25 protein-coding genes are annotated in these 18685 nt (G+C 70.9%); 12 read left to right on the forward strand and 13 right to left on the reverse strand.

All coding sequences use genetic code 11. The annotated features are described in order from the left end of the window. Positions 1-4 precede the first annotated feature (4 nt). On the reverse strand, positions 5-574 hold the full coding sequence (locus LSF15_RS09835) for an NADPH-dependent F420 reductase (protein WP_232498356.1): 570 nt from the start codon (positions 572-574) through the stop codon (positions 5-7). Between the two features lie 104 nt (positions 575-678). Between LSF15_RS09835 and LSF15_RS09840 the strand changes: the two genes are divergently transcribed. The 5 genes from LSF15_RS09840 (at position 679) to LSF15_RS09860 (ending at position 3432) form a co-directional block, all read left to right on the forward strand. Continuing rightward, positions 679-1200: a MarR family winged helix-turn-helix transcriptional regulator gene (locus LSF15_RS09840; protein ID WP_232498357.1), complete on the forward strand. Its 522-nt coding sequence runs from the start codon at positions 679-681 to the stop codon at positions 1198-1200. A gap of 77 nt (positions 1201-1277) precedes the next feature. After that, on the forward strand, positions 1278-1901 hold the full coding sequence (locus LSF15_RS09845) for a ClpP family protease (RefSeq protein WP_232498358.1): 624 nt from the start codon (positions 1278-1280) through the stop codon (positions 1899-1901). After that, a complete protein-coding gene (locus tag LSF15_RS09850) occupies positions 1898-2488 on the forward strand; it encodes a ClpP family protease (protein ID WP_232498359.1) in 591 nt (196 codons plus the stop codon). Before LSF15_RS09845 ends, LSF15_RS09850 begins: the two co-directional genes overlap by 4 nt. 67 nt (positions 2489-2555) lie before the next feature. After that, entirely contained in the window at positions 2556-2984 is a 429-nt protein-coding gene (locus LSF15_RS09855; RefSeq protein ID WP_232498360.1) for a helix-turn-helix transcriptional regulator, read from the forward strand. Positions 2985-3021: 37 nt separating this feature from the next. Beyond that, a complete protein-coding gene (locus LSF15_RS09860) occupies positions 3022-3432 on the forward strand; it encodes a VOC family protein (RefSeq protein WP_232498361.1) in 411 nt (136 codons plus the stop codon). Between the two features lie 91 nt (positions 3433-3523). Here the strand turns inward: LSF15_RS09860 and LSF15_RS09865 are convergent, their stop codons facing one another. The 6 genes from LSF15_RS09865 to LSF15_RS09890 form a co-directional block, all read right to left on the reverse strand. Continuing rightward, positions 3524-3964, reverse strand: coding sequence for a helix-turn-helix domain-containing protein (locus LSF15_RS09865; RefSeq protein WP_232498362.1), 441 nt, complete (start codon positions 3962-3964; stop codon positions 3524-3526). Positions 3965-4062: 98 nt separating this feature from the next. Further along, entirely contained in the window at positions 4063-5301 is a 1239-nt protein-coding gene (locus tag LSF15_RS09870; protein ID WP_232498363.1) for an AI-2E family transporter, read from the reverse strand. A gap of 60 nt (positions 5302-5361) precedes the next feature. Next, positions 5362-5847, reverse strand: a complete 486-nt coding sequence (locus LSF15_RS09875) for a MarR family winged helix-turn-helix transcriptional regulator (protein WP_232498364.1) — start codon at positions 5845-5847, stop codon at positions 5362-5364. Between the two features lie 59 nt (positions 5848-5906). Further along, positions 5907-6209, reverse strand: a complete 303-nt coding sequence (locus tag LSF15_RS09880) for a DUF1540 domain-containing protein (protein ID WP_232498365.1) — start codon at positions 6207-6209, stop codon at positions 5907-5909. 159 nt (positions 6210-6368) lie between these two features. Next, positions 6369-6563 (reverse strand): hypothetical protein, encoded by a 195-nt coding sequence (locus tag LSF15_RS09885; protein ID WP_232498366.1) that lies wholly within the window; start codon positions 6561-6563, stop codon positions 6369-6371. A 265-nt stretch (positions 6564-6828) separates the two neighbouring features. Continuing rightward, positions 6829-7467 (reverse strand): NAD(P)H-binding protein, encoded by a 639-nt coding sequence (locus LSF15_RS09890; RefSeq protein ID WP_232498367.1) that lies wholly within the window; start codon positions 7465-7467, stop codon positions 6829-6831. Between the two features lie 78 nt (positions 7468-7545). Here LSF15_RS09890 and LSF15_RS09895 point away from each other — a divergent pair, with 78 nt between their 5' ends. After that, positions 7546-8013, forward strand: a complete 468-nt coding sequence (locus LSF15_RS09895) for an NUDIX hydrolase (RefSeq protein WP_232498368.1) — start codon at positions 7546-7548, stop codon at positions 8011-8013. Between the two features lie 14 nt (positions 8014-8027). Here LSF15_RS09895 and LSF15_RS09900 read toward each other — a convergent pair whose 3' ends face one another. After that, positions 8028-8720: an NAD-dependent deacylase gene (locus LSF15_RS09900; RefSeq protein WP_232498369.1), complete on the reverse strand. Its 693-nt coding sequence runs from the start codon at positions 8718-8720 to the stop codon at positions 8028-8030. A gap of 117 nt (positions 8721-8837) precedes the next feature. On the opposite strand from LSF15_RS09900, the gene LSF15_RS09905 reads away from it, so the two are divergent. Further along, on the forward strand, positions 8838-9845 hold the full coding sequence (locus LSF15_RS09905) for a hypothetical protein (RefSeq protein ID WP_232498370.1): 1008 nt from the start codon (positions 8838-8840) through the stop codon (positions 9843-9845). A gap of 34 nt (positions 9846-9879) precedes the next feature. On the opposite strand, the gene LSF15_RS09910 is transcribed toward LSF15_RS09905, so the two are convergent. The 3 genes from LSF15_RS09910 to LSF15_RS09920 form a co-directional block, all read right to left on the reverse strand. Then, complete coding sequence (locus LSF15_RS09910; RefSeq protein WP_232498371.1) at positions 9880-10491, reverse strand: class I SAM-dependent methyltransferase; 612 nt, start codon at positions 10489-10491, stop codon at positions 9880-9882. Between the two features lie 117 nt (positions 10492-10608). Beyond that, on the reverse strand, positions 10609-10803 hold the full coding sequence (locus LSF15_RS09915; protein WP_232498372.1) for a hypothetical protein: 195 nt from the start codon (positions 10801-10803) through the stop codon (positions 10609-10611). A gap of 187 nt (positions 10804-10990) precedes the next feature. Continuing rightward, positions 10991-11572: a TetR/AcrR family transcriptional regulator gene (locus LSF15_RS09920; RefSeq protein ID WP_232498373.1), complete on the reverse strand. Its 582-nt coding sequence runs from the start codon at positions 11570-11572 to the stop codon at positions 10991-10993. Positions 11573-11712: 140 nt separating this feature from the next. Between LSF15_RS09920 and LSF15_RS09925 the strand changes: the two genes are divergently transcribed. The 3 genes from LSF15_RS09925 to LSF15_RS09935 all read left to right on the forward strand — a co-directional run bounded on the left by LSF15_RS09925 (position 11713) and on the right by LSF15_RS09935 (position 15117). Then, a complete protein-coding gene (locus LSF15_RS09925; protein WP_232498374.1) occupies positions 11713-12546 on the forward strand; it encodes an alpha/beta hydrolase in 834 nt (277 codons plus the stop codon). 120 nt (positions 12547-12666) lie between these two features. Further along, positions 12667-13779, forward strand: coding sequence for a trans-sulfuration enzyme family protein (locus LSF15_RS09930; RefSeq protein ID WP_232498375.1), 1113 nt, complete (start codon positions 12667-12669; stop codon positions 13777-13779). A gap of 69 nt (positions 13780-13848) precedes the next feature. After that, positions 13849-15117, forward strand: coding sequence for an endonuclease/exonuclease/phosphatase family protein (locus LSF15_RS09935; protein ID WP_232498376.1), 1269 nt, complete (start codon positions 13849-13851; stop codon positions 15115-15117). 99 nt (positions 15118-15216) lie between these two features. On the opposite strand, the gene LSF15_RS09940 is transcribed toward LSF15_RS09935, so the two are convergent. Next, positions 15217-16218, reverse strand: coding sequence for an NAD(P)-dependent alcohol dehydrogenase (locus LSF15_RS09940; protein ID WP_232498377.1), 1002 nt, complete (start codon positions 16216-16218; stop codon positions 15217-15219). Between the two features lie 147 nt (positions 16219-16365). Between LSF15_RS09940 and LSF15_RS09945 the strand changes: the two genes are divergently transcribed. Continuing rightward, positions 16366-17061, forward strand: a complete 696-nt coding sequence (locus tag LSF15_RS09945) for a TetR/AcrR family transcriptional regulator (protein WP_232498378.1) — start codon at positions 16366-16368, stop codon at positions 17059-17061. Here LSF15_RS09945 and LSF15_RS09950 read toward each other — a convergent pair. Beyond that, the gene (locus tag LSF15_RS09950) at positions 17058-17711 is read right to left on the reverse strand and encodes a histidine phosphatase family protein (protein WP_232498379.1); all 654 of its coding nucleotides are present in this window, start codon (positions 17709-17711) and stop codon (positions 17058-17060) included. The two genes, LSF15_RS09945 and LSF15_RS09950, sit on opposite strands and share 4 nt — an antisense overlap. A gap of 150 nt (positions 17712-17861) precedes the next feature. Here LSF15_RS09950 and LSF15_RS09955 point away from each other — a divergent pair, with 150 nt between their 5' ends. Next, on the forward strand, positions 17862-18638 hold the full coding sequence (locus tag LSF15_RS09955) for an EI24 domain-containing protein (RefSeq protein ID WP_232498380.1): 777 nt from the start codon (positions 17862-17864) through the stop codon (positions 18636-18638). The last annotated feature ends 47 nt before the right edge of the window (positions 18639-18685 follow it).

Here is an 18685-nt window from a genome sequence, read left to right on the forward strand (position 1 = left end):
TCGGTTACGCGGCGACCGCGAAGCCACCCGTCCACTGGATCTTCTCCTGCACCGCGAGGGTGAGCTGCAGGAAGCCGACGGCCTCGAGCTCGCGGGCACGCTTGAGCGCACCGGCGTCGACGGCGGCGACGCCACCGGCGCGCACGATGTCGATGAGGGCGTTCTTGGCGTCGGCGTCGTCACCGGCGACGAGCACGGTGGTGGGGTTGCTGCCGACCTGCTTCGAGGCGAGGGTCGCGGCGAAGTTGGTGTTGAACGCCTTGAGCACGCGCGAGTTCGGCAGGGCGGCGGCGATCTCGCCGGCCTTCGAGCCGTCGGCGGGGGCGACGAGCGAGTCGAAGGTCTCGAAGTTCAGGGGGTTCGTGATGTCGACGACGATCTTGCCGGCGAGCTGGGCGCCGCGCTGCTCGAGGATCTCGGCGACCGCGGGGTGCGCCACGGCGAGCACCACGATCTCGCCGTTGATGTCGGCGGTGTCGCGGGTGATGTACTCGACCGTGTGTCCGCCCGCAGCGACGATGCCGCCGATCGCAGAGCCCATGTTGCCGTTTCCGATGATGCTGACCGTCGTCATGATGTTCCTCTCCGCACCGGATGTCGATGCGATTACTTGTTCCGACAACCAATACGTTAGCACGGGTTCAGTTGTTGCGTCAACTATTGCGGTAGACTTGTCGCATGACGAGTGAAACGAAGTGGCTGAACACCGAGGAATCGGCTGCCTGGGTGCGCCTCGTCGCGCTCGCAGAACTGCTGCCAGGGGCCCTCGACACGCAGCTGCTGCGCGACGCCGGACTCACGCATTTCGAGTACGGCGCGCTCATGTCGATCGCCGACGCCCCCGAGCGCACGATGCGCATGACCGAGCTCGCGGCGCGCACGAACGCGACGCTGCCGCGACTCTCGCACGTCGCGCGCCGGCTCGAGGAGCGCGGCCTCATCCATCGGTTCCCCTGTCCCGAAGACCGCCGCGCGACCAACGCCACGATCACCGACGCCGGAATGGCGCTCATCGCGGAAGCCGCCCCCGGCCACGTCGCCACCGTGCGCGAGACCGTGCTCGACGCGCTCACGCCCGAGCAGCTCGAGCAGCTCTACGCGATCGCGGGCGCCGTGCTCACGAGACTCGACCCCGACTCGCGCCTCGCCGCGACCTCGTGCCAGTTCAGCGAGGGCCCGATCCTCGCCCACGCCGGCTGACCCGCCTGCTGCCGACGGCAGTGCTGCCGTGAGCGGCATCGGCCCCGCGGCGCGGACCGCCCGCGCAGGCTGGGGTCATGACCGATCACGAGACCCCTCCGATCCACCCGATCGACGCCGAGCTCACCAGACGCCTCTTCCATGAGCGCGTGATCGTGCTCGGCGACGAACTCGACCAGGCCGGCGGCAATCGCCTCATCGCGCAGTTGCTCACGCTCGCGGCCGACGACGCGCGCCGGGACATCCGCTTCTTCATCAACTCGCCCGGGGGCTCGGTGCCCGCCATGCTCGCGATCATGGACGTGATGCGGGCCATCCCGAACGACGTCGTGACGGTGGCGATCGGCTGGGCGGCGAGCGCGGGGCAGTTCCTGCTCACCGCGGGCACGCCGGGCAAGCGGCTCGCGCTCCCGCACGCCCGCGTGCTCATGCACCAGGGCTCGGCGGGCATCGGCGGCACCGCGGTCGACGTCGAACTGCAGGCCGACGACCTTCGATACACGCGCGACGTCGTGCTCGGCATCACGTCCGAGCTCACCGGCCAGCCGATCGAGCGCGTCACGCAGGATTCGCTGCGCGACCGCTGGTACACCGCCGAGCAGGCCGTCGACTACGGCTTCGTCGACCGCGTCGTCGACGAGTTCGACGAGCTGTACCCGAGTCCCGCACACGCGGCAGCCGGATTGCGGGTGCCGGCATGAGCAGCTACACGATCCCCTACGTGGTCGAGAAGCGCGGCAACAGCGAGCGCTCGCTCGACGTCTACAGCCGCCTGCTCTCGGAGCGCATCGTCTACCTCGGCACCGAGATCGACGACGGCGTCGCGAACGTGCTCATCGCCCAGTTCCTGCACCTCGCGTCGGAGTCGAGCGAGACGCCGATCAGCCTGTACCTGAACTCCCCCGGCGGATCGCCGAGCGCGGCCCTCGCGGTCTACGACACGATGGCGCACATCCGGCCGGATGTCGCGACCACGTGCGTCGGGCAGGCCGGCGGGCCGGCCGCCGTGCTGCTGGCGGGCGGGGCCAAGGGGCAGCGCGCGATGCTGCCGCACAGCACCGTGACGCTGCACCAGCCGTCGACGCAGGGGCGCGGCACCGTTCCCGATCTCATCATCCACGCCGACGAGGTCGTGCGCGTGCGCGCCGACCTCGAGGCGGCCCTCGCCGCCGACACCGGGCGCTCGATCGAGGCGCTGCGCCACGATACCGACCGCGACCTGATCCTGCCGGCCGCGGCCGCCGTGGCCTACGGGCTCGCCGACCACGTGCTCACGGCGCAGGCATGAGCACGTGGTCGCCCGGCCGGTGGTCGGCGCCCGGCCGGTGGTCGGCGCCCGGTGCTACCGTCGAATCATGACCCCCCAGGAGCTCGAGACCCTCGCGCACCTGCGCCGCGCCCGCGACCTCATCGACCGCGACTACGCGAAGCCGCTCGACGTGCCGACCATGGCCGCGAAGGCGCTCATGTCGCCGGCGCACTTCTCGCGCCGGTTCCGCGCGGCCTACGGCGAGACGCCCTACAGCTACCTGATGACACGCCGCATCGAACGCGCGATGGCGTTGCTGCGGGTCGGCGTGAGCGTCACCGACGCATGCATGGCGGTCGGCTGTACGTCGCTCGGCTCGTTCAGCTCGCGGTTCACCGAGATCGTCGGCATGACCCCATCGCAGTACCGGGGGCACGAGCACGAGGCGATCAGGGCCATGCCCCCATTCGTCGCGAAGACGCTGACGCGCCCGGCCCGCAACGCGTCGAGCGCGAGCGCATCGAGCAGGATCTGAGAAGCGCCCGCTCGGGCCCCCGCGTAGCGTCGACGACATGACCATCGCACTCCAATACCTCAACATCACCGTCAACGACGTCGACGAGTCGCTGCCCTTCTACCGCGACGCGCTCGGCCTCGACGTGCAGAACGACGTGTCCTCGGGCGGGTTCCGCTGGGTCACCCTCGGCAGCGACGCCCAGCCCGGCCTCGGCATCGTGCTCTCGGTCCCCCACGCGGGCCGCTCGCAGGCCGACGGCGATGCGTTGCAGGAGCTGCTCACCAAAGGCTCGCTTCCGCTGCTCGTGTTCCGCACCGACGACCTCGACGCCACCTTCGAGACCGTGCGCGCGTCGGGCGCCGAAGTGCTCCAAGAGCCCATGGACCAGGGCTGGGGCCCGCGCGACTGCGCGTTCCGCGACCCGTCGGGCAACACCGTCCGCGTCGCGCAGGCGCCCGCCGCCTGAGCTCGCGGCTCGCGGCCCGGGCGCTTCACACCGGCGTTGGGGCCGCGAGCAGCGCTCAGGCTGCCAGCAGCGCTCAGGCCGCGAGCAGCGCTCAGGCTGCCAGCAGAAACATGTCGGCCGGGCGGCTCGCGCCCGCGACATCCGATTCGAATGCAGCGAGCGGATGCCGCGACGCGGCATCGAGCCGGAACGCGAGCGACGCCTCGACCGCGAGCCGTTCGCGACGCTCGGCCTCGCGACGTTCGTCGTCGAGGCGTGTGCCGAGCCGCTCGCCGACGCGGCGCACGACATCGAACAGGTCGAGGCCGAGGGCGTCGGCCACCGACCCGAGGATCTCGCTCGACGGCTCCTTGCGACCGCGCTCGATCTCGGAGAGGTACTGCGGCGAGACGCCCGCCGTGGCGGCGACCTCGGTGAGGATGCGCTCCTGATCGAGGCGCTCTGCGCGCAGCACCTCGCCGAGCACATCGCGCCACAGCGGTCTGGACATGCGCGGGCCTGCCGCCCGCGAGAACTCGACGACGTCACCCATGTCGAGAGGCTAACCGCCGGGCGCCCCGACCGACAGGTCGATCCGCTCAGAGCAGAATGACCGGCGACTCCGCCCACTGCCGCCGAGGCGGCCGCGCATCAGGCGACGGGCGTGCCACCCGCCGAATCGGCCGGAAGCTCTGAGCCAGTGCTCGTCGCATCCGCCGCACGATGTCGTCTGAGTCGCAACGGCTTGCGTTCGTCGATCGATGGATCAGGCGCATCCCACACCTTGATGATCGCCCAGCCGACCGCGGCGAGCGGCACCGCGAGCACGGCACCCACGATGCCGGCGAGGATGGTGCCGGCGGTCAGGGCGACGAGGATGACGAGCGGGTGCAGCTTCAGCGACTGGGCCATCACGACCGGCTGCAGCAGGTCGCCCTCGAGCTGGTTCACCGCGATGACGATCGCAACGACGATGAGCGCAACGATCGGGCCGTTCGCGACGAGGGCGACGAGCGCGGCGAGGATGCCCGCGACCGTGGCGCCGACGAGCGGGATGAAGGCGCCGAGGAACACGATGACGGCGAGCGGCAGCGCGAGCGGCACCTGCAGGATCGCCAGGCCGATGCCGATGAACACGGCGTCGACGAACGCGATGATCGCCGTGCCACGCACATAGCCTCCGAGCACCTTGACGCTCGTGACGCCGACGCGCCGGCCGCGCTCGAGGTGTGCGCCCGTGAACGGGCGCATGAAGAACGCCCAGATGCGGTCGCCGTCCTTGAGGAAGAAGAACAGCACCACGAGCAGCAGCAGGATGCCGGTGATCACCTCGGCCGCCGCCGAGACGCCCGCGACGGCGCTTCGTCCGAACTCGGCGCTCGTCAGGAAATCGATGATCGAGTCGCGTGCGTCTTCGACCTGCTGCGGGTCGATCGGGATCGGCAGCGTCGCGACCCAGTCGAGCAGATCGTCGAAGCCCTCGGTCGCCGACCGCGCCAGCGACGCCCACTGGTTGCGAACGGCGAAGACGATCGCCGTGACGATGCCGCCGAGCACGACGATTCCGCCGAGCAGGGTCACCCACGCCGCGAGGATCGGCGCCATGAACCGGCGCAGCCGCCCGATGAGCGGGCTCGCTGCGGCCGCGAGGATGAGCGCGATGAGCACGGGGATGACGAGCAACCGCACCTGCACGAGGGCCCACACCGCGACCGCGGCGAGCGTGAGCACGAGCACGAGCTGCAGGCTCCGGATCGCCCAGCGACCCAGCCGGTCGTTCCAGATCGGGCCGCCGGGGTTGCGGCGCTCGGTGTCGGCGACGGGTACCGCGGGCCGGACGCCGGGCACCGCCCGCGGCTCGGCGTTTCGACGTACGCGACGGAAGACCATAGGACGACTGTAGAGCGGCGGTCGACGCCATCTGCAGACCAGGGCGCGGTGCGCCCGAGATCAGCCCGCGGCCATCTGATCGACGCCGCGATGATCACGCAGCCGATCGAGCAGGCGCGCCGAACCGCTCGCGATCGCCGCCTTCTCGTCGGCGGTGAGCACGTCGAGGAAGTGGGTGCGGATCGCGGACGCGTGGTCGCGCATGGCGCCGAGCAGCGCGCGCCGACCGTCATTGGTGAGCACGACCAGCGAGCCCCGCGCATCGGTGTCGAACTCGACGCGGTCGACGAGCCCCCGCGCGGCCATGCGCGTGAGCTGATGCGAGAGGCGGCTCTTCTCCCACCCGATCGCATCGGCCAGCACGCCCGGGCGCAGCCGACGGTCGTCGGCCTTGAAGAGCGTGAGCATCACCGTGTAGTCGCCCTGCGACAGGCCCGCGTCGCTCATCAGCCGACGATCGAGCTCACGGGCGAGCTCGCGATGCACGAGCACGAAGTCGGCCCACATCGCCCACTCGGACTCGTCGATCGCAGAGACCTCGGACATGACTCGACTCTATCGACGCATGCATCGGCAGCGTCGAGGGCGTTCGATCGGTGCGGGTGTCAGCGAACCTCGTAGGTGAGGCAGTCGGCGCTGTCCGCCCCGGGGCCGATGCGCACCGAGGCCGCCGTGCACTCGAGGTTCGAGTTGTGGATGCATTCGCCGCGCTGGCAGGCGCCCACATGCGTGAGGACCTTGTCGAGCCCGCCCTTGCTGCTGAGCGGAATGAAGGTCGCGCATTCGGCATGGTCGGCCGTGCCGGCGATCGTGACGGCCGCGGCGTGGCAGTTGGAATGGTCGTTGTAGGAGCATCCGGCCACCGAACACTCGGCGACAGCGGGCAGATCGTCGAGCGTCATGCTCATGGTGACCTCCAGAGGCGGTTTCGACCGTTGGTGTATCTGGATGGTAGCCCCGGGTTCCCCGATCCCGCAGTAGCCCTCGGGACGGTTTGTGCAGATCACGGCGACTTTTTACTTAGGTGAGGCTCACCTTTCGAGGCGACCTCGCGGCGTCGCGATGCGCTACGCCGGGGCGTTGTCGGGGTCGACCGACTCGACCATGTCGTCTTCGACGGCGTTGTCGGCGTCGAGATCGTTCACGTCGGGGCCGCGCTCGATCTCGCCGTCGATGTCGTGATCGCGTGCCGCAGGTACGGTGTGGCTGCCCGGGTGGGGCTTCGGTCGACGATCACGTTCCAGATCTTCGTTGTTCGTCATGCGTCAAGGGTGCGCGGCGTTGACGACGCCCGTCAACTCCGTGAAGCGGCTGGGCTGGCCGGTGGTGCGCTGATCGGTGCAGAATGGGACCACTGACGTGGAGGTGTGCGGTGTCAACCGAATTCGTGCTGTGGTCGATCATCGGACTGATCGGGCTGGTGGGCGGCGTGCTGTTCGTCGCCGCGGGCTGGGCACTCGTGCGCCGACCCCCCGAGCGCTGACCTGCGGGCGCGGCCGACCAGGGAGGTCGCGACGACGCGGGCGGTCAGCCGATCGCGTCGGCGATGGGCGTGTCGCCCGAATTGAACCGGATCGTGCGCCCGATCGTCGACGGATGCTGCAGCACGGCAGCAGCGACGGCAGCCACGTCGGCGCGGCTGACGCGCTGACTCACGGATGCCCCGGTGTCGATCAGTCCCGTCGCCTCGCCGTCGGTGAGCGTGCTCGGTCCGAGGATCGTCCAACCGAGCCCCGTCGTCGCGAGATGCTCATCGGCCGCCGCCTTCGCCGCGGCGTAGGCGTGGAACGAGTGCGACTCGGGCACCGAGCGGTCAGGCGAGCCGAAGTACGACACCATCACGTAGCGCGAGACGCCCGCCTGCTCGGCCGCGGACATGCTGCGGATCGCGGCATCGCGGTCGACCGCATACGTGCGCGCCGGGTTGCCGCCGCCGGCACCCGCCGACCAGACGACCGCATCGCGACCGCGGAACAGTTCGGCGAGGCCGTCGACGTCGAGCGACTCGATGTCGGCCACGACGGGGGTGGCGCCCGTCGCGGCGACGTCGGACGCATGATCGGGATTGCGGATGACCGCCTCGACCGCGTCGCCGCGGTCGGCGAGCAGGCGTTCGAGCCGCAGCGCGAGCTTGCCGTGACCGCCGATGAGTACGATGCGTGCCATGGGTGTCTCCTTCGCGTGCGATGCGTTCGGTACTCCACCACGCTATCGGGCGCCGGCGACTCGACGAGGCCGGGTGCCATGCCGGTGAGAAGCGCGGGACTCCTGCTCTTCCGCGGCGCGCCCGACCTCGAGGTGTTCATCGCGCACATGGGCGGCCCCTTCTGGGCGGCGAAGCACGAGGGCGCCTGGACGATTCCGAAGGGCGAGCACTCCGCCGAGGAAGACCCGCTCGCGGCGGCGGTCCGCGAGTTCGCCGAGGAGATCGGCGCACCCGCCCCCGACACCGAGTGGCTCGATCTGGGCGAGTTCCGGTACTCGAGCGGCAAGCTCGTGCACGTCTTCGCGGGAGCGGCGCCGACGTTCGAGATCGACGCCGTGCAGAGCAACCTCTTCGAGCTCGAATGGCCGCCGCGCTCGGGCCGCCGCCAGTCGTTCCCCGAAGTCGACGACGCGCGATGGGTCGCGCTCGACGAGACGCGCGCGCTGCTCACCACGGGCCAGCGGCCCGTGCTCGACGCCCTCGTCGATCGCCTCGGGCTCGCCTGAAGCGCGACGCGCGATCAGCCGCCGTCGAGCAGCTCGGCGACCCAGGCCGGCACCACCGTGCTCGCCGGGCCGTGCCGAACCTCGTCGAAGAGGGGCGTGATCTCGCTCGCGGCGAGGTTGAGCTCGATCGTGTGCGCGCCGCGCTCGGCGGCGACCATGACGAACCCTGCGGCGGGGTACACCGCACCCGACGTGCCGATGGCCGCGAACTCGTCGCACGCGAGCAGCGCCTCGTCGATGTGGTCGAGCTCGTAGGGCACCTCGCCGAACCACACGACGTCGGGGCGGAGCATCCGTTCACCGCATTCAGGACACGCGGGCCGCTCGACGAGGTTCGCACGCACCGGCGATCGCGCGCCGCACGCGGCGCAGAGCGCCGACCCGAGCTCGCCGTGCATGTGCACCACCCGGTGCGACCCGGCCCGCTCGTGCAGGTCGTCGATGTTCTGCGTGACGATGAGCAGGTCGTCGCCGAGCGCCGCCTCGAGGCGCGCGAGCGCGGTGTGCGCGGGGTTCGGCTCGACGAGCGCGACGGCGTGTCGCCGCGCATCGTAGAACCGCTGCACGGTGTCGGGGTCGCGATCGTACGCCTCGGGCGTGGCGACGTCTTCGACGCGGTGGCCCTCCCACAGCCCGCCAGCGTCGCGGAACGTCGGCACCCCGCTCTCGGCCGAGATGCCGGCACCGGTGAGCACGACGAGTCGCATCCCCCCATTAGACCGTGTCCCGACGACGTTCGACAGCCCGGTTCGCGGCCCGCCGGCAGCGACGCCCCGCCGCGCCGGCGCTTCTGCCCCGGCGTCCGATCCGACAGGATGGTCTGCATGCCCGGCGACGCGCTCACCGAGATCGCGGCGGAGCTCTACGGCCTCCTCCCCGACGAGTTCACCGCGGCGCGAAACGAGCGCGGCCGAGCTGCGCGCGGCGACGATCGCGATCTCGCCGCGCGCATCCAAGACCTGAAGCGCCCGTCGCCGGCGGCCTGGCTGGTCAACCAGCTCGTACGCCGTCGCCCCACCGAGGTCGGCGCCGTGCTCGAGCTCGGCGCCGACCTGCGCGCCGCGCAGGACGACCTCGACGCGGCCCAGCTCGCGCAGCTGACCAGGCAGCGCCGCCAGCTCGTGACCGTGCTCGCTCGCGAAGCCGGCCAGCTCGCCGAGGAGCTCGGCAATCCGGTGCGCGGCCCGGTGCTCGACCAGGTCGCGCAGACGCTGCAGGCCGCGATGTCGGATGTCGCTGCCACGGCCGCCGTGCGCACGGGCCGGCTCGTGCGCGGGCTCGAGGCGGTCGGCCTCGAGGTCGATCTCGACGGCGCGGTGGCCGGCGAGTTCTCCAGCGGGTTGAGGAGCGACGAAGGAGCGCCTCGAAACCCCGCCGGCGAGGTCTCCAGCGGGTTGAGGAGCGACGAAGGAGCGTCTCGAAACCCGGCCGGCGAGTTCTCCAGCGGGTTGAGGAGCGACGAAGGAGCGTCTCGAAACCCCGCCCCGGCCAAGCGCGAATCCCGCGAGGAGCGTGCCGCGCGGGCGGCCGAGGAGGCTCGCGAACGCGCGGCTCGTGCGGCCGAGGAGTCCGAGCGGCTCGCCGACGAGGCATCCGAGCAGTTCACCGAACTCGACGCCCGCGTCGCCGATCTGCAACGCGCGACCGACGAGCGCACCGCCGCCCGCGACGAGCTCGAATCACAGCTCCGCCGAGCCGATGACGAGCTCGCCGAGGCCGAACGCGAGCTGCGCGCCGCCACGCGCGACCGCGACCGAGCGGCGCGGACCGCGACGGCGGCACGACGTGCGGCCGATGACGCGCGCGAGGCGCTCGACGCCCTCGAGCGCTGAGGCGTTTCGCGATGACGGGCTCAGACGCCCGGGCTCACGCGCTGGGCGACCGTCCGTCGAAGAGCAGCGTCGGCACCGGCCCGAACGGCATCGAGCGCACCCGCACGCGCCGCACGTCGTCGGGCTCGAATCCTGCCGCGGTGAGCGCGGCGAACGTGTCGCGGTCCCAGTGGCAACCGTGGCAGCAGCGCGAGGTGATCGGCGTGGCGACGCGTTGCACGGCGCGCTTCAGCGTGCGCGGAGGGGCGACGACATGATCGATGAAGACGGCACGCCCGCCTGGAACGAGCACGCGACGCACCTCGGCGAGTGCGGCGGCCGGATCGGCGACCGAGCACAGCACGTACGTGCCGACGACCGCGTCGACCGAGCGATCGGGCAAGGGAATCGACTCGGCGACCGCATCGAACGGCGTCGAAGTGTGGCCCCACTCACGGGCTCGGGTCGTGAGCTCGGTGCGGCGCTCGCGGTCGGGCTCGAGCCCCATCCAGAGGACGCCCGGGTCGAATGCGCCGAAGTTCTCGCCCTCGCCGGCGCCGATCTCGAGCACGCGCCCGCGCACGCGCCCGACGAGTTCGCGCTCGAACTCCTCGAGCTGCTCGTCGTCGATCAGTGCGGGGGCTGCGCCGTTCGGGTAGGTTCCCACCCGGCCATGCGAACACGTCGGTGCGCGTGCGTCAACCCCGCGCACTCGCGGTCGATCCGGTACGCGTGCGGCTCAGGGGCCTCGTGCATCTCAGGGGCCTGAGGCGCCTCAGACGCCTCAGCGTTCGATCGAATCCTGCGATCGCGAGCGACCGATCGCCGAGCGCATGACGAAGAAGACGATCACCGCGACCACGGCCACGATGGCGAGCTTGCCGATGAACCAGAGCAGGCTGAACAGCACGTCGACGAGGATCCACGCGATGATCACGGCGAGGATGACGCCGATGACGGTCCAGATGGTGCGGCTCATGGGTCAAGGCTAGCCGCTGCCGCCGCACGCAGCGGATCGCGCAGCACGGCTTCGCCGTCAGCGCAACACAGGATCACCGCCCGGCCACTGCTCGTCGCAGCGTGTGATGTCGCTGTGGTGGGTCTGGTGAGGCGCTCATCCTGCGTCGTGCCGGTAAGAGTGCCGTGCGTCCGCATCGAGGCCGCGTTCACTCGCCGAGGCCGGCCGCGCGGGTCGCAGCGCTCACGAAGGCGGGGCGCACGCGGGCCCAGCCGTCGAGGTAGCCGCCGACCATGGCCGCGTCACGCAAGAGCACGAGCTGTCCGGCGGATGTCGCGGGGTCGGGGGCGCCCGCGGCATCGAGCAGCGACTCGAGCTCGCCGCGGAACCACTCGCGATGCTCGCCGATGGCCTGGCGCACGGGACTGTCGGCGTCGGGGTACTCGGCCGCCGCGTTGATGAAGGGGCATCCGCGCGTGTGCAGCCGGGCCACATCGTCGGCGAGACCCTCGATGACGAGGCCGACGAGCTCGTCGGGGTCGTCGGTCGCCGCATGCGCGGCGCCGAACGCGCCGCGGATCACCGCATCTTCGACCCCGAGGTACGCCTCGACGAGGTCTTCCTTGCTCGGGAAGTGCCGGTAGAACGTGGCGCGCGTGACGCCGGCCGCGGCGATGATGCGGTCGACGCCGACCGAGTGGATGCCCTCGCGATAGAAGAGTTCGCTCGCCGTTTGCAGCAGTCGTTCGCGGGCCGCGGAGGCGCCGCCGGGAGTGGTTCGAGATGCCATACCGAAAATGATAGAACGATCTTTCTCTTTTTGCTTGACATTCGTTCCGCCATGAGCGTACAGTCTGGGAGTAACAAGACAGAACGATCGTTCTACTTCATTGGGAAGCGAACGAGACCGACACCTCAGGAGCAGGAATCATGACCACCACGACCAAGACCCCCATCGTCCTCGTCCACGGCCTCTGGATGACCCCGAAGAGCTGGAACACCTGGGCCGAGTACTTCCGCGCTCGCGGCCACAAGGTCATCGTCCCGGGGTGGCCCGGCATCGACGACCGCGAGGTCGCCGACATCCGCTCGAACCCCGAGGCGCTGAAGGGCATCGGCCTGAAGCAGATCGCCGACCACTACGAGCGCATCATCCGCGCCCTCCCCGAGAAGCCGATCATCATGGGCCACTCGTTCGGCGGCCTGCTCACCCAGATGCTCGCCGACCGCGACCTCGGTGTCGCCTACGTCGGGGTCGCCCCGGGTCAGCCCGCCGGCATCTCGACCCTGCCGCTCTCGACGCTGTGGACCGGCACCCCGATCCTCGCGAACCCGTTCGAGAAGAACGGCGCCAAGCCCCTCTCGAAGGCGCACTTCCATTTCACGTTCGGCAACGACCTCAGCCGCGAGGCATCCGATCGCCTGTGGAACGAGTACGCCGTGAACTCCTACAACCGGGTGTTCTTCGAGGGCGTCGCCGCGGCCTTCAACGAGCAGGGCGGCGTCAGCCACGTCGACTTCGCACGCGCCGACCGCGCACCGCTGCTCGTCATCACCGGCGGGATCGACCACGTCGTTCCCCCGGCCATCGGCCGGGCGATCGTCAAGAAGTACCGCTCGACCGGCAGCCCCGCGACGATCGACTACCGCGAGTTCCCGGGCCGCACCCACCGCCTCGTCAGCCAGGACGGCTGGGAGGAGATCGCCGAGTACGCGCTCACCTGGGCGGTCGAGCACGCCGCCACCCGCACCGCGGCGAACTGACCACGCCGGCCACGACGCGAGAAGGGCGCGGAGCACACGCTCCGCGCCCTTCGTCGTGCCGCGTATCCTGACGGGGGCGAACGGATGTCCCGTGCCGCGCACTCCCCCGAAGGACCCGCCATGACCGACCCCACGACGCACCCGGCCGAGCTGCGACCCGAGACCGTCGCGATCGTCGCGGGGCGACCCGCCCATGCACCCGACCAGCCCCTCAACGTGCCGGTGCATCTCGCATCGACGTACGTCGGCGGCGGCGACGTCGCATACGGGCGCTACGGCAACCCGTCGTGGTCGGCGTTCGAAGACACGCTCGGCGCGCTCGAGGGCGGTCGGTGCGTCGCGTTCGCGTCGGGCATCGCCGCGGTCTCGGCGGTGCTCGACCTCGTGCCGACCGGTGGTCGGGTCGTGGCGCCCCGGCACTCGTACACCGGAACCGTGATGCAGCTCGACGACCGGGCGGCGGCTGGCCGAATCGAGGTCGAGTACGTCGACATCACCGACACCCCGGCGGTGGCCGCAGCCTGCGAGGGAGCCGCGATGCTCTGGTTCGAGTCGCCCACGAATCCGGCCCTCGAAGTCGCCGACATCCCGGCGCTGACCGCGGCAGCCCACGCGCACGGCGCGCTCGTGGCCGTCGACAACACATTCGCGACGCCCCTGCTGCAACAGCCTCTCACCGACGGCGTCGACCTCGTCGTGCACTCCGCGACGAAGTACATCTCGGGTCACAGCGACGTCGTCATGGGCGCGGTGGTCGCCGCCGACCCCGCCCACGCCGACGCGCTCACGACCCGCCGCTCACTCGGCGGCGCCATTCCCTCGGCGCTCGAGGCGTTCCTCGCGTTGCGCGGGCTGCGCACGCTGCCCGTGCGCATGGAACGCGCACAGGCCACGGCAACCGAGCTCGTGACGCGGCTCGCCGCCCACCCCGCCCTCGAGGAGGTGCGCTACCCCGGCTTCGGCGCCATCATCTCGATCGTGCTGCGCGGCGGTGCGGCCCCGGCCGAGGCGCTCGTGGGTCGCACGCGGCTGTGGATCCACGCGACGAGCCTCGGCGGCGTCGAGTCGACCTTCGAGCGCCGTCGCCGCTGGCCGGCCGAAGCGCCGACGATCCCCGAGGGACTCGTGCGCCTGTCGGTCGGGCTCGAGCATGTCGACGACCTCTACGCCGACCTCGTCGAGGCGCTCGACGAGGTCGCGGGCGACGCCGTGTCGCGGCATCCGCTCACCTGAGGTTCTTCCGCTCGTCACCGTTGAGGCCTACCGTGTCAGGTGAATCGGCCGCGTCACGAAGGAGAGCGCATGTCCACGAAACACCGCATCACCACCGCACTGACCGCCACCGCGGTCGGCGTGCTCGCCGCCGCGACCGTCGGCGCGGGCGCCGCGATCGCTGCCCCACCGTCGGGCGCCGGCACCACCGACCTGCGGGTGGCGACCTACAACCTGTCGCTCAACCGCAATGTCGAGGGCCAGCTCGTCACCGACCTCAGCACGACCACGAACGCGCAGGCGAAGACGGTCGCCGAGGTCATCCAGCGGGTGAACCCCGACGTCGTGCTGCTCAACGAGTTCGACTTCGTCGAGGGCGGCCTCGCGGCCGACCTGTTCCGCGAGAACTACCTCGAGCTGTCGCAGGGCGGCGCCGACCCCGTCGTGTATCCGTACGCGTACGTCGCACCGTCGAACACCGGCATCGCGAGCGGCTTCGACCTCAACAACAACGGGGCGACGGTCACGACCCCGGGCGCACCGGGGTACGGCGACGACGCCTTCGGCTTCGGCGCCTTCCCCGGCCAGTTCGGCATGGCCGTGCTCTCGAAGTACCCGATCGACACCGACGCCGTGCGCACGTTCCAGAACTTCCTGTGGAAGGACATGCCCGGCGCGCTGCTGCCCGACGACCCCAACACCGCGGCGCCGGCCGACTGGTACTCGGCCGAAGAGCTCGAGGTGTTCCGCCTCTCGAGCAAGTCGCACTGGGACGTGCCGATCGACGTCAACGGCCGCACCGTGCACGCGCTCGTCTCGCACCCGACACCGCCCACGTTCGACGGCGTCGAAGACCGCAACGGGAAGCGCAACCACGACGAGATCCGGTTCTGGGCCGACTACGTCACCCCCGGCACGGCCTCGCGCTACATCTCCGACGACGACGGCGCCACCGGCGGGCTCAAGCCGGGTGAGTCGTTCGTGATCCTCGGCGACCAGAACGCCGACCCGCTCGACGGCGACTCGGTCGACCAGGCGATCGACCAGTTGCTCGACCACCCGCGCATCACCGACCCGCAGCCGACCTCCGCGGGTGCGGCCGAGGCGTCGGTGCTGCAGGGCGGCGCCAACCTCGCACACGAGGGCGACCCGGCGCTCGACACGGCCGACTTCAACGACAATCCGGCGCCCGGCAACCTGCGCGCCGACTACGTGCTGCCGTCTCGCGATCTTCGGGTCGCCGACGCCCGCGTGTTCTGGCCGGTCTCGACCGATCCGCTCTCGGCGCTCACGGGCACGTTCCCGTTCCCGTCGAGCGACCACCGGCTCGTGTGGGTCGACGTGAAGGTGCGCGGCTGACGCTGCGCTCGGCAGGCGACGCGTGACGGATGCCGCGGGCTTCGGCCCGCGGCATCCGTTCGTCGTTGCTCGTGGTGCTCGCTGCGTCGTGCTCGGTGGCTAGGCGATGCGCAGCACGACGCTGCCCGTCTTGTGGCCGGTGTCGACGTAGCGGTGCGCCTCGACGATGTCGTCGAGGTCGTAGGTGCGGTCGATGACCGGTCGCAGCGCGCCCGCGTCGGCGAGCCGCGACAGCTCGGCGAACCGGTCGTGCGTGACGGGTGCACCCGAGACCGTCACGAGCTTGCCGCTGCGGCGGCTGTCGCGTGAGGCCCGCAGCATGCTGCGCAGGTTCGTGACGACCAGCAACAGTGCGCCACCCGGCTTGATCGAGTCGGCGACCCGCTCGAACGGGGCGTTGCCGACGCAGTCGAAGATCGCGTCGTAGGTCTCGCCGGTCGCGGCGAAGTCGTCGGTGGTGTAGTCGATCACGCGGTCGGCTCCGAGCGTGCGCACCAGCTCGACGTTGCGCGGTCCGCAGACGGCGGTGACGCGCGCGCCGCGCTGCTTCGCGAGCTGCACGACCGCGGTGCCGACGGCGCCCGATGCCCCGTTGACGAGCACCTCGTCGCCGGCCCCGACCTCGCCCTTGTCGAGGAACGCGAGCGCCGTGTGCCCGCCGAACACGAGCGCGACGGACTCGCGCATGTCGAGGCTCGCCGGCTTGTGCGCGATGGCCTTCGACTGCGGAACGCGGGCGTACTCGGCGTGGCCGCCGAACGACCCGCCGGGCATCGCGATGACCTCGTCGCCGGGCGCGAACCCGGTGACGTCTTCGCCGACGGCGACGACCACGCCCGCGAGGTCCATGCCGAGGACGGGCTTGCGCGGACGGAGGATGCCGAGCGAGATCGGCACGAGGAACCCGAGCCCCTCGGGCAGGTCGCGGCTGCGCATGCGGTAGTCGGCGATGCTCACGGTGCTCGCGTGCACGCGGACGAGCAGCTCGTCGGCCCGCGGGGTCGGCATCGGGCGCTGCTCGACGCGAACCGCCTCGGGACCGCCGAAGCGGTATGCGACGGCTGCACGCATCCGCGTGCCCTGGATCTGTTCGGTGTCCATGAGTGCCTCCCCTTGCCTTACGTTGTAAGTCTTACACTGTAAGATAGACCGTGATCGCGGAATTGTCGAGAGGTCCTCGAAGAAATTCCGCAATCGGGTCGGCGGTGGGTTGCCGCCTTGTACCGTTGAGCAGAGGGGAGGCAGCCGATGTCATCGATCGCCGAGCAGGCAGCAGCACCCGGCCCCGCGCGCCGCACTCCCCTCACGCGCGACCGCGTGCTGCAGACCGCCCTCGACCTCGCCGACACGAGCGGCATCGCATCGCTCACGATCCGCAGGCTGGCCGAGCAGCTCGGCGTCGAGGCGATGTCGCTCTATTACCACGTGGCCAACAAGGAGGCGATCCTCGACGGCGTCGTCGACCTCGTCTTCCGCGAGATCGAGCAGGTCGTCGACGGCTTCGAGGTGGCCGAGTCGGATGACTCGTGGAAGGCCTCGCTGCGCGAGCGCATCCTCGGGGCGCGCACCGTCATGCTGCGACATCCGTGGGCACCAGCCGTCATGGACACCCGCGCCGGCATGGGTCTCACCCAGGCCCGCTACGTCGACTCGATCGTCGGCACCCTGCGGTCGGGCGGGTTCTCGTACGACCTCATCCACCACTCGATGCACGCCCTCGGCAGCCGCATGTTCGGGTTCACGCAGGAACTCGGCGACGACAACGACTCGAGCGGCGCCGACGACATGGCGCAACTCGCCGAGCACGTGCCGCACCTCGCGAGCATGCTCGCGGCCGTCGCGCACGCCGACCCCGATTCGACGCTCGGCTGGTGCGACGACCAATTCGAGTTCGAGTTCGGCCTCGACATCGTGCTCGACGGGCTCGAGCGGGCAGGCGGTTAGCTCGCCGGCTGCAGCTCCCCCGCGCGCTCGAGGTCGCCGAGCACGTCGACGAAGGGTACCCCGGCGACGGTCAGCACCTGCCACGCGGCATCCGTCGACGGTCGCGATGCGCCATCTGTCGATGCGACCGACCGATTCGACCGCACGTGCGACGACGAGAGGTTGTCGAGCCGAGGGTAGTCGCGCGCGTCGTGCCCGGTGATCGCCGCGAGCGTGTAGCGGATGAGCGTGCCGTGCGCGACGACGAGCACGCGCGTGCCGTCGTGGTCGCGGGCGACGCGCTCGAGGCCGCGCAAGCCGCGCTCGCCGACCTGGTGGTCGGGCTCCTTGCCGGCGAAGTCGCGGTGGGGCCAGCGGGTGTCGAGGTCGGCGACGAGCGTTCCCTCGGCCTCGCCGAACTCCTGCTCGACGAGCTCGTCGTACGCCGCGCCGAGCGGCAGGTCGAGGTGATCGGCCAGGATCGCGGCGGTCTCTCGCGCGCGGCCGAGCGGCGAGCTCACGACCGCGTGCCACGGTTCGGCGGCGAACGCGGATGCCGCGGCGCGCGCCTGCGCACGACCGGTGTCGTTGAGCGGGATGTCGGTGCGGCCCTGCATGCGGGCGGCGAGGTTCCAGTCGGTCTGACCGTGACGGATGAGGGCGAGCACCATATCTCCCAGCCTAGGCACGCAAGATGAACGGATGCTCCGTGCTGCGACGTCATCGCCCCGATCCCCGAGCAGATGCCGCACTCCGACGGCACGTTCTGAGGGGCGCCTCCGCTCAGCGTCTCGTCGTCGAGCGGGGCTTAGGCTGTTGCCGTGATCAGGCGGTTCGCATCGGGGGTGGCGCTGCTCGCTCGCGGCTTCGGCTTCTGGCGCCGTCGTCCCGGAGTCATGGCGCTCGGGATCGTGCCCGCCGCGATCGTGTTCGTGGTCATCGTCTCGGCGCTCATCGCCCTCGGCATCAACCTGCCCGGACTCGTCGCGTGGGCGACCCCCTTCGCCGACGGCTGGGACGAGTTCTGGGCGAACGCGCTGCGCTACGGGATCGCGTTCGTCACCTTCACCGGCGCGGTCGTGCTCGCGGCCATCACCTTCACGGCGCTCACCCTCGCGGTCGGCGATCCGTTCTACGAGCGCATCTGGCGCGCGGTCGAACTCGACCTCGGCGGCGAGGTGCCCGAGCAGGGTGCCGGGTTCTGGAGGGGCGTCGCGGATGCCGCGGGGCTCGTCGCCCTCGGCATCGTCGCCGCGCTCGTGGTCGCGCTCGTCGGCTTCATCCCGCTCGTCGGCGGGGTCGCCGCGCCCGTGCTCGGCGTGGTCGCATCGGGCTGGCTGCTCGCCCGCGAGCTCTCCTCTCGGGCGTTCGACGCCCGCGGCATCTCCGCCGCCGACCGCGCCGTGCTCCTGCGCGGCAGCCGTGCGCAGCTGCTCGGGTTCGGCGTCGCCACCCAGCTCTGCTTCCTGGTGCCGCTCGGCGCGATCGTCACGATGCCGGCCGCGGTCGCGGGCTCGACGATGCTCGCCCGCGGTGTGCTCGACGCGGCCGCCGTCGCTCCCCTGCAGGCTGCGCCCACCGAGCCGCCACTGCCTTGACGCGGGCGTCCTGCGGGAGGAGGCTCGCACCGAGGGTCGGGAGGCAC

The sequence above is a fragment of the Agromyces humatus genome (assembly GCF_021228295.1).
Taxonomy (GTDB): Bacteria; Actinomycetota; Actinomycetes; order Actinomycetales; family Microbacteriaceae; genus Agromyces; species Agromyces humatus.

Bases quoted from the DNA above. Each gene is read 5' to 3' on its own strand.
- LSF15_RS09835 (WP_232498356.1), bottom strand. From the start codon at position 574: ATGACGACGGTCAGCATCATCGGAAACGGCAACATGGGCTCTGCGATC.
- LSF15_RS09840 (WP_232498357.1), top strand. From the start codon at position 679: ATGACGAGTGAAACGAAGTGGCTGAACACCGAGGAATCGGCTGCCTGG.
- LSF15_RS09845 (WP_232498358.1), top strand. From the start codon at position 1,278: ATGACCGATCACGAGACCCCTCCGATCCACCCGATCGACGCCGAGCTC.
- LSF15_RS09850 (WP_232498359.1), top strand. From the start codon at position 1,898: ATGAGCAGCTACACGATCCCCTACGTGGTCGAGAAGCGCGGCAACAGC.
- LSF15_RS09855 (WP_232498360.1), top strand. From the start codon at position 2,556: ATGACCCCCCAGGAGCTCGAGACCCTCGCGCACCTGCGCCGCGCCCGC.
- LSF15_RS09860 (WP_232498361.1), top strand. From the start codon at position 3,022: ATGACCATCGCACTCCAATACCTCAACATCACCGTCAACGACGTCGAC.
- LSF15_RS09865 (WP_232498362.1), bottom strand. From the start codon at position 3,964: ATGGGTGACGTCGTCGAGTTCTCGCGGGCGGCAGGCCCGCGCATGTCC.
- LSF15_RS09870 (WP_232498363.1), bottom strand. From the start codon at position 5,301: ATGGTCTTCCGTCGCGTACGTCGAAACGCCGAGCCGCGGGCGGTGCCC.
- LSF15_RS09875 (WP_232498364.1), bottom strand. From the start codon at position 5,847: ATGTCCGAGGTCTCTGCGATCGACGAGTCCGAGTGGGCGATGTGGGCC.
- LSF15_RS09880 (WP_232498365.1), bottom strand. From the start codon at position 6,209: ATGAGCATGACGCTCGACGATCTGCCCGCTGTCGCCGAGTGTTCGGTG.
- LSF15_RS09885 (WP_232498366.1), bottom strand. From the start codon at position 6,563: ATGACGAACAACGAAGATCTGGAACGTGATCGTCGACCGAAGCCCCAC.
- LSF15_RS09890 (WP_232498367.1), bottom strand. From the start codon at position 7,467: ATGGCACGCATCGTACTCATCGGCGGTCACGGCAAGCTCGCGCTGCGG.
- LSF15_RS09895 (WP_232498368.1), top strand. From the start codon at position 7,546: ATGCCGGTGAGAAGCGCGGGACTCCTGCTCTTCCGCGGCGCGCCCGAC.
- LSF15_RS09900 (WP_232498369.1), bottom strand. From the start codon at position 8,720: ATGCGACTCGTCGTGCTCACCGGTGCCGGCATCTCGGCCGAGAGCGGG.
- LSF15_RS09905 (WP_232498370.1), top strand. From the start codon at position 8,838: ATGCCCGGCGACGCGCTCACCGAGATCGCGGCGGAGCTCTACGGCCTC.
- LSF15_RS09915 (WP_232498372.1), bottom strand. From the start codon at position 10,803: ATGAGCCGCACCATCTGGACCGTCATCGGCGTCATCCTCGCCGTGATC.
- LSF15_RS09920 (WP_232498373.1), bottom strand. From the start codon at position 11,572: ATGGCATCTCGAACCACTCCCGGCGGCGCCTCCGCGGCCCGCGAACGA.
- LSF15_RS09925 (WP_232498374.1), top strand. From the start codon at position 11,713: ATGACCACCACGACCAAGACCCCCATCGTCCTCGTCCACGGCCTCTGG.
- LSF15_RS09930 (WP_232498375.1), top strand. From the start codon at position 12,667: ATGACCGACCCCACGACGCACCCGGCCGAGCTGCGACCCGAGACCGTC.
- LSF15_RS09935 (WP_232498376.1), top strand. From the start codon at position 13,849: ATGTCCACGAAACACCGCATCACCACCGCACTGACCGCCACCGCGGTC.
- LSF15_RS09940 (WP_232498377.1), bottom strand. From the start codon at position 16,218: ATGGACACCGAACAGATCCAGGGCACGCGGATGCGTGCAGCCGTCGCA.
- LSF15_RS09945 (WP_232498378.1), top strand. From the start codon at position 16,366: ATGTCATCGATCGCCGAGCAGGCAGCAGCACCCGGCCCCGCGCGCCGC.
- LSF15_RS09950 (WP_232498379.1), bottom strand. From the start codon at position 17,711: ATGGTGCTCGCCCTCATCCGTCACGGTCAGACCGACTGGAACCTCGCC.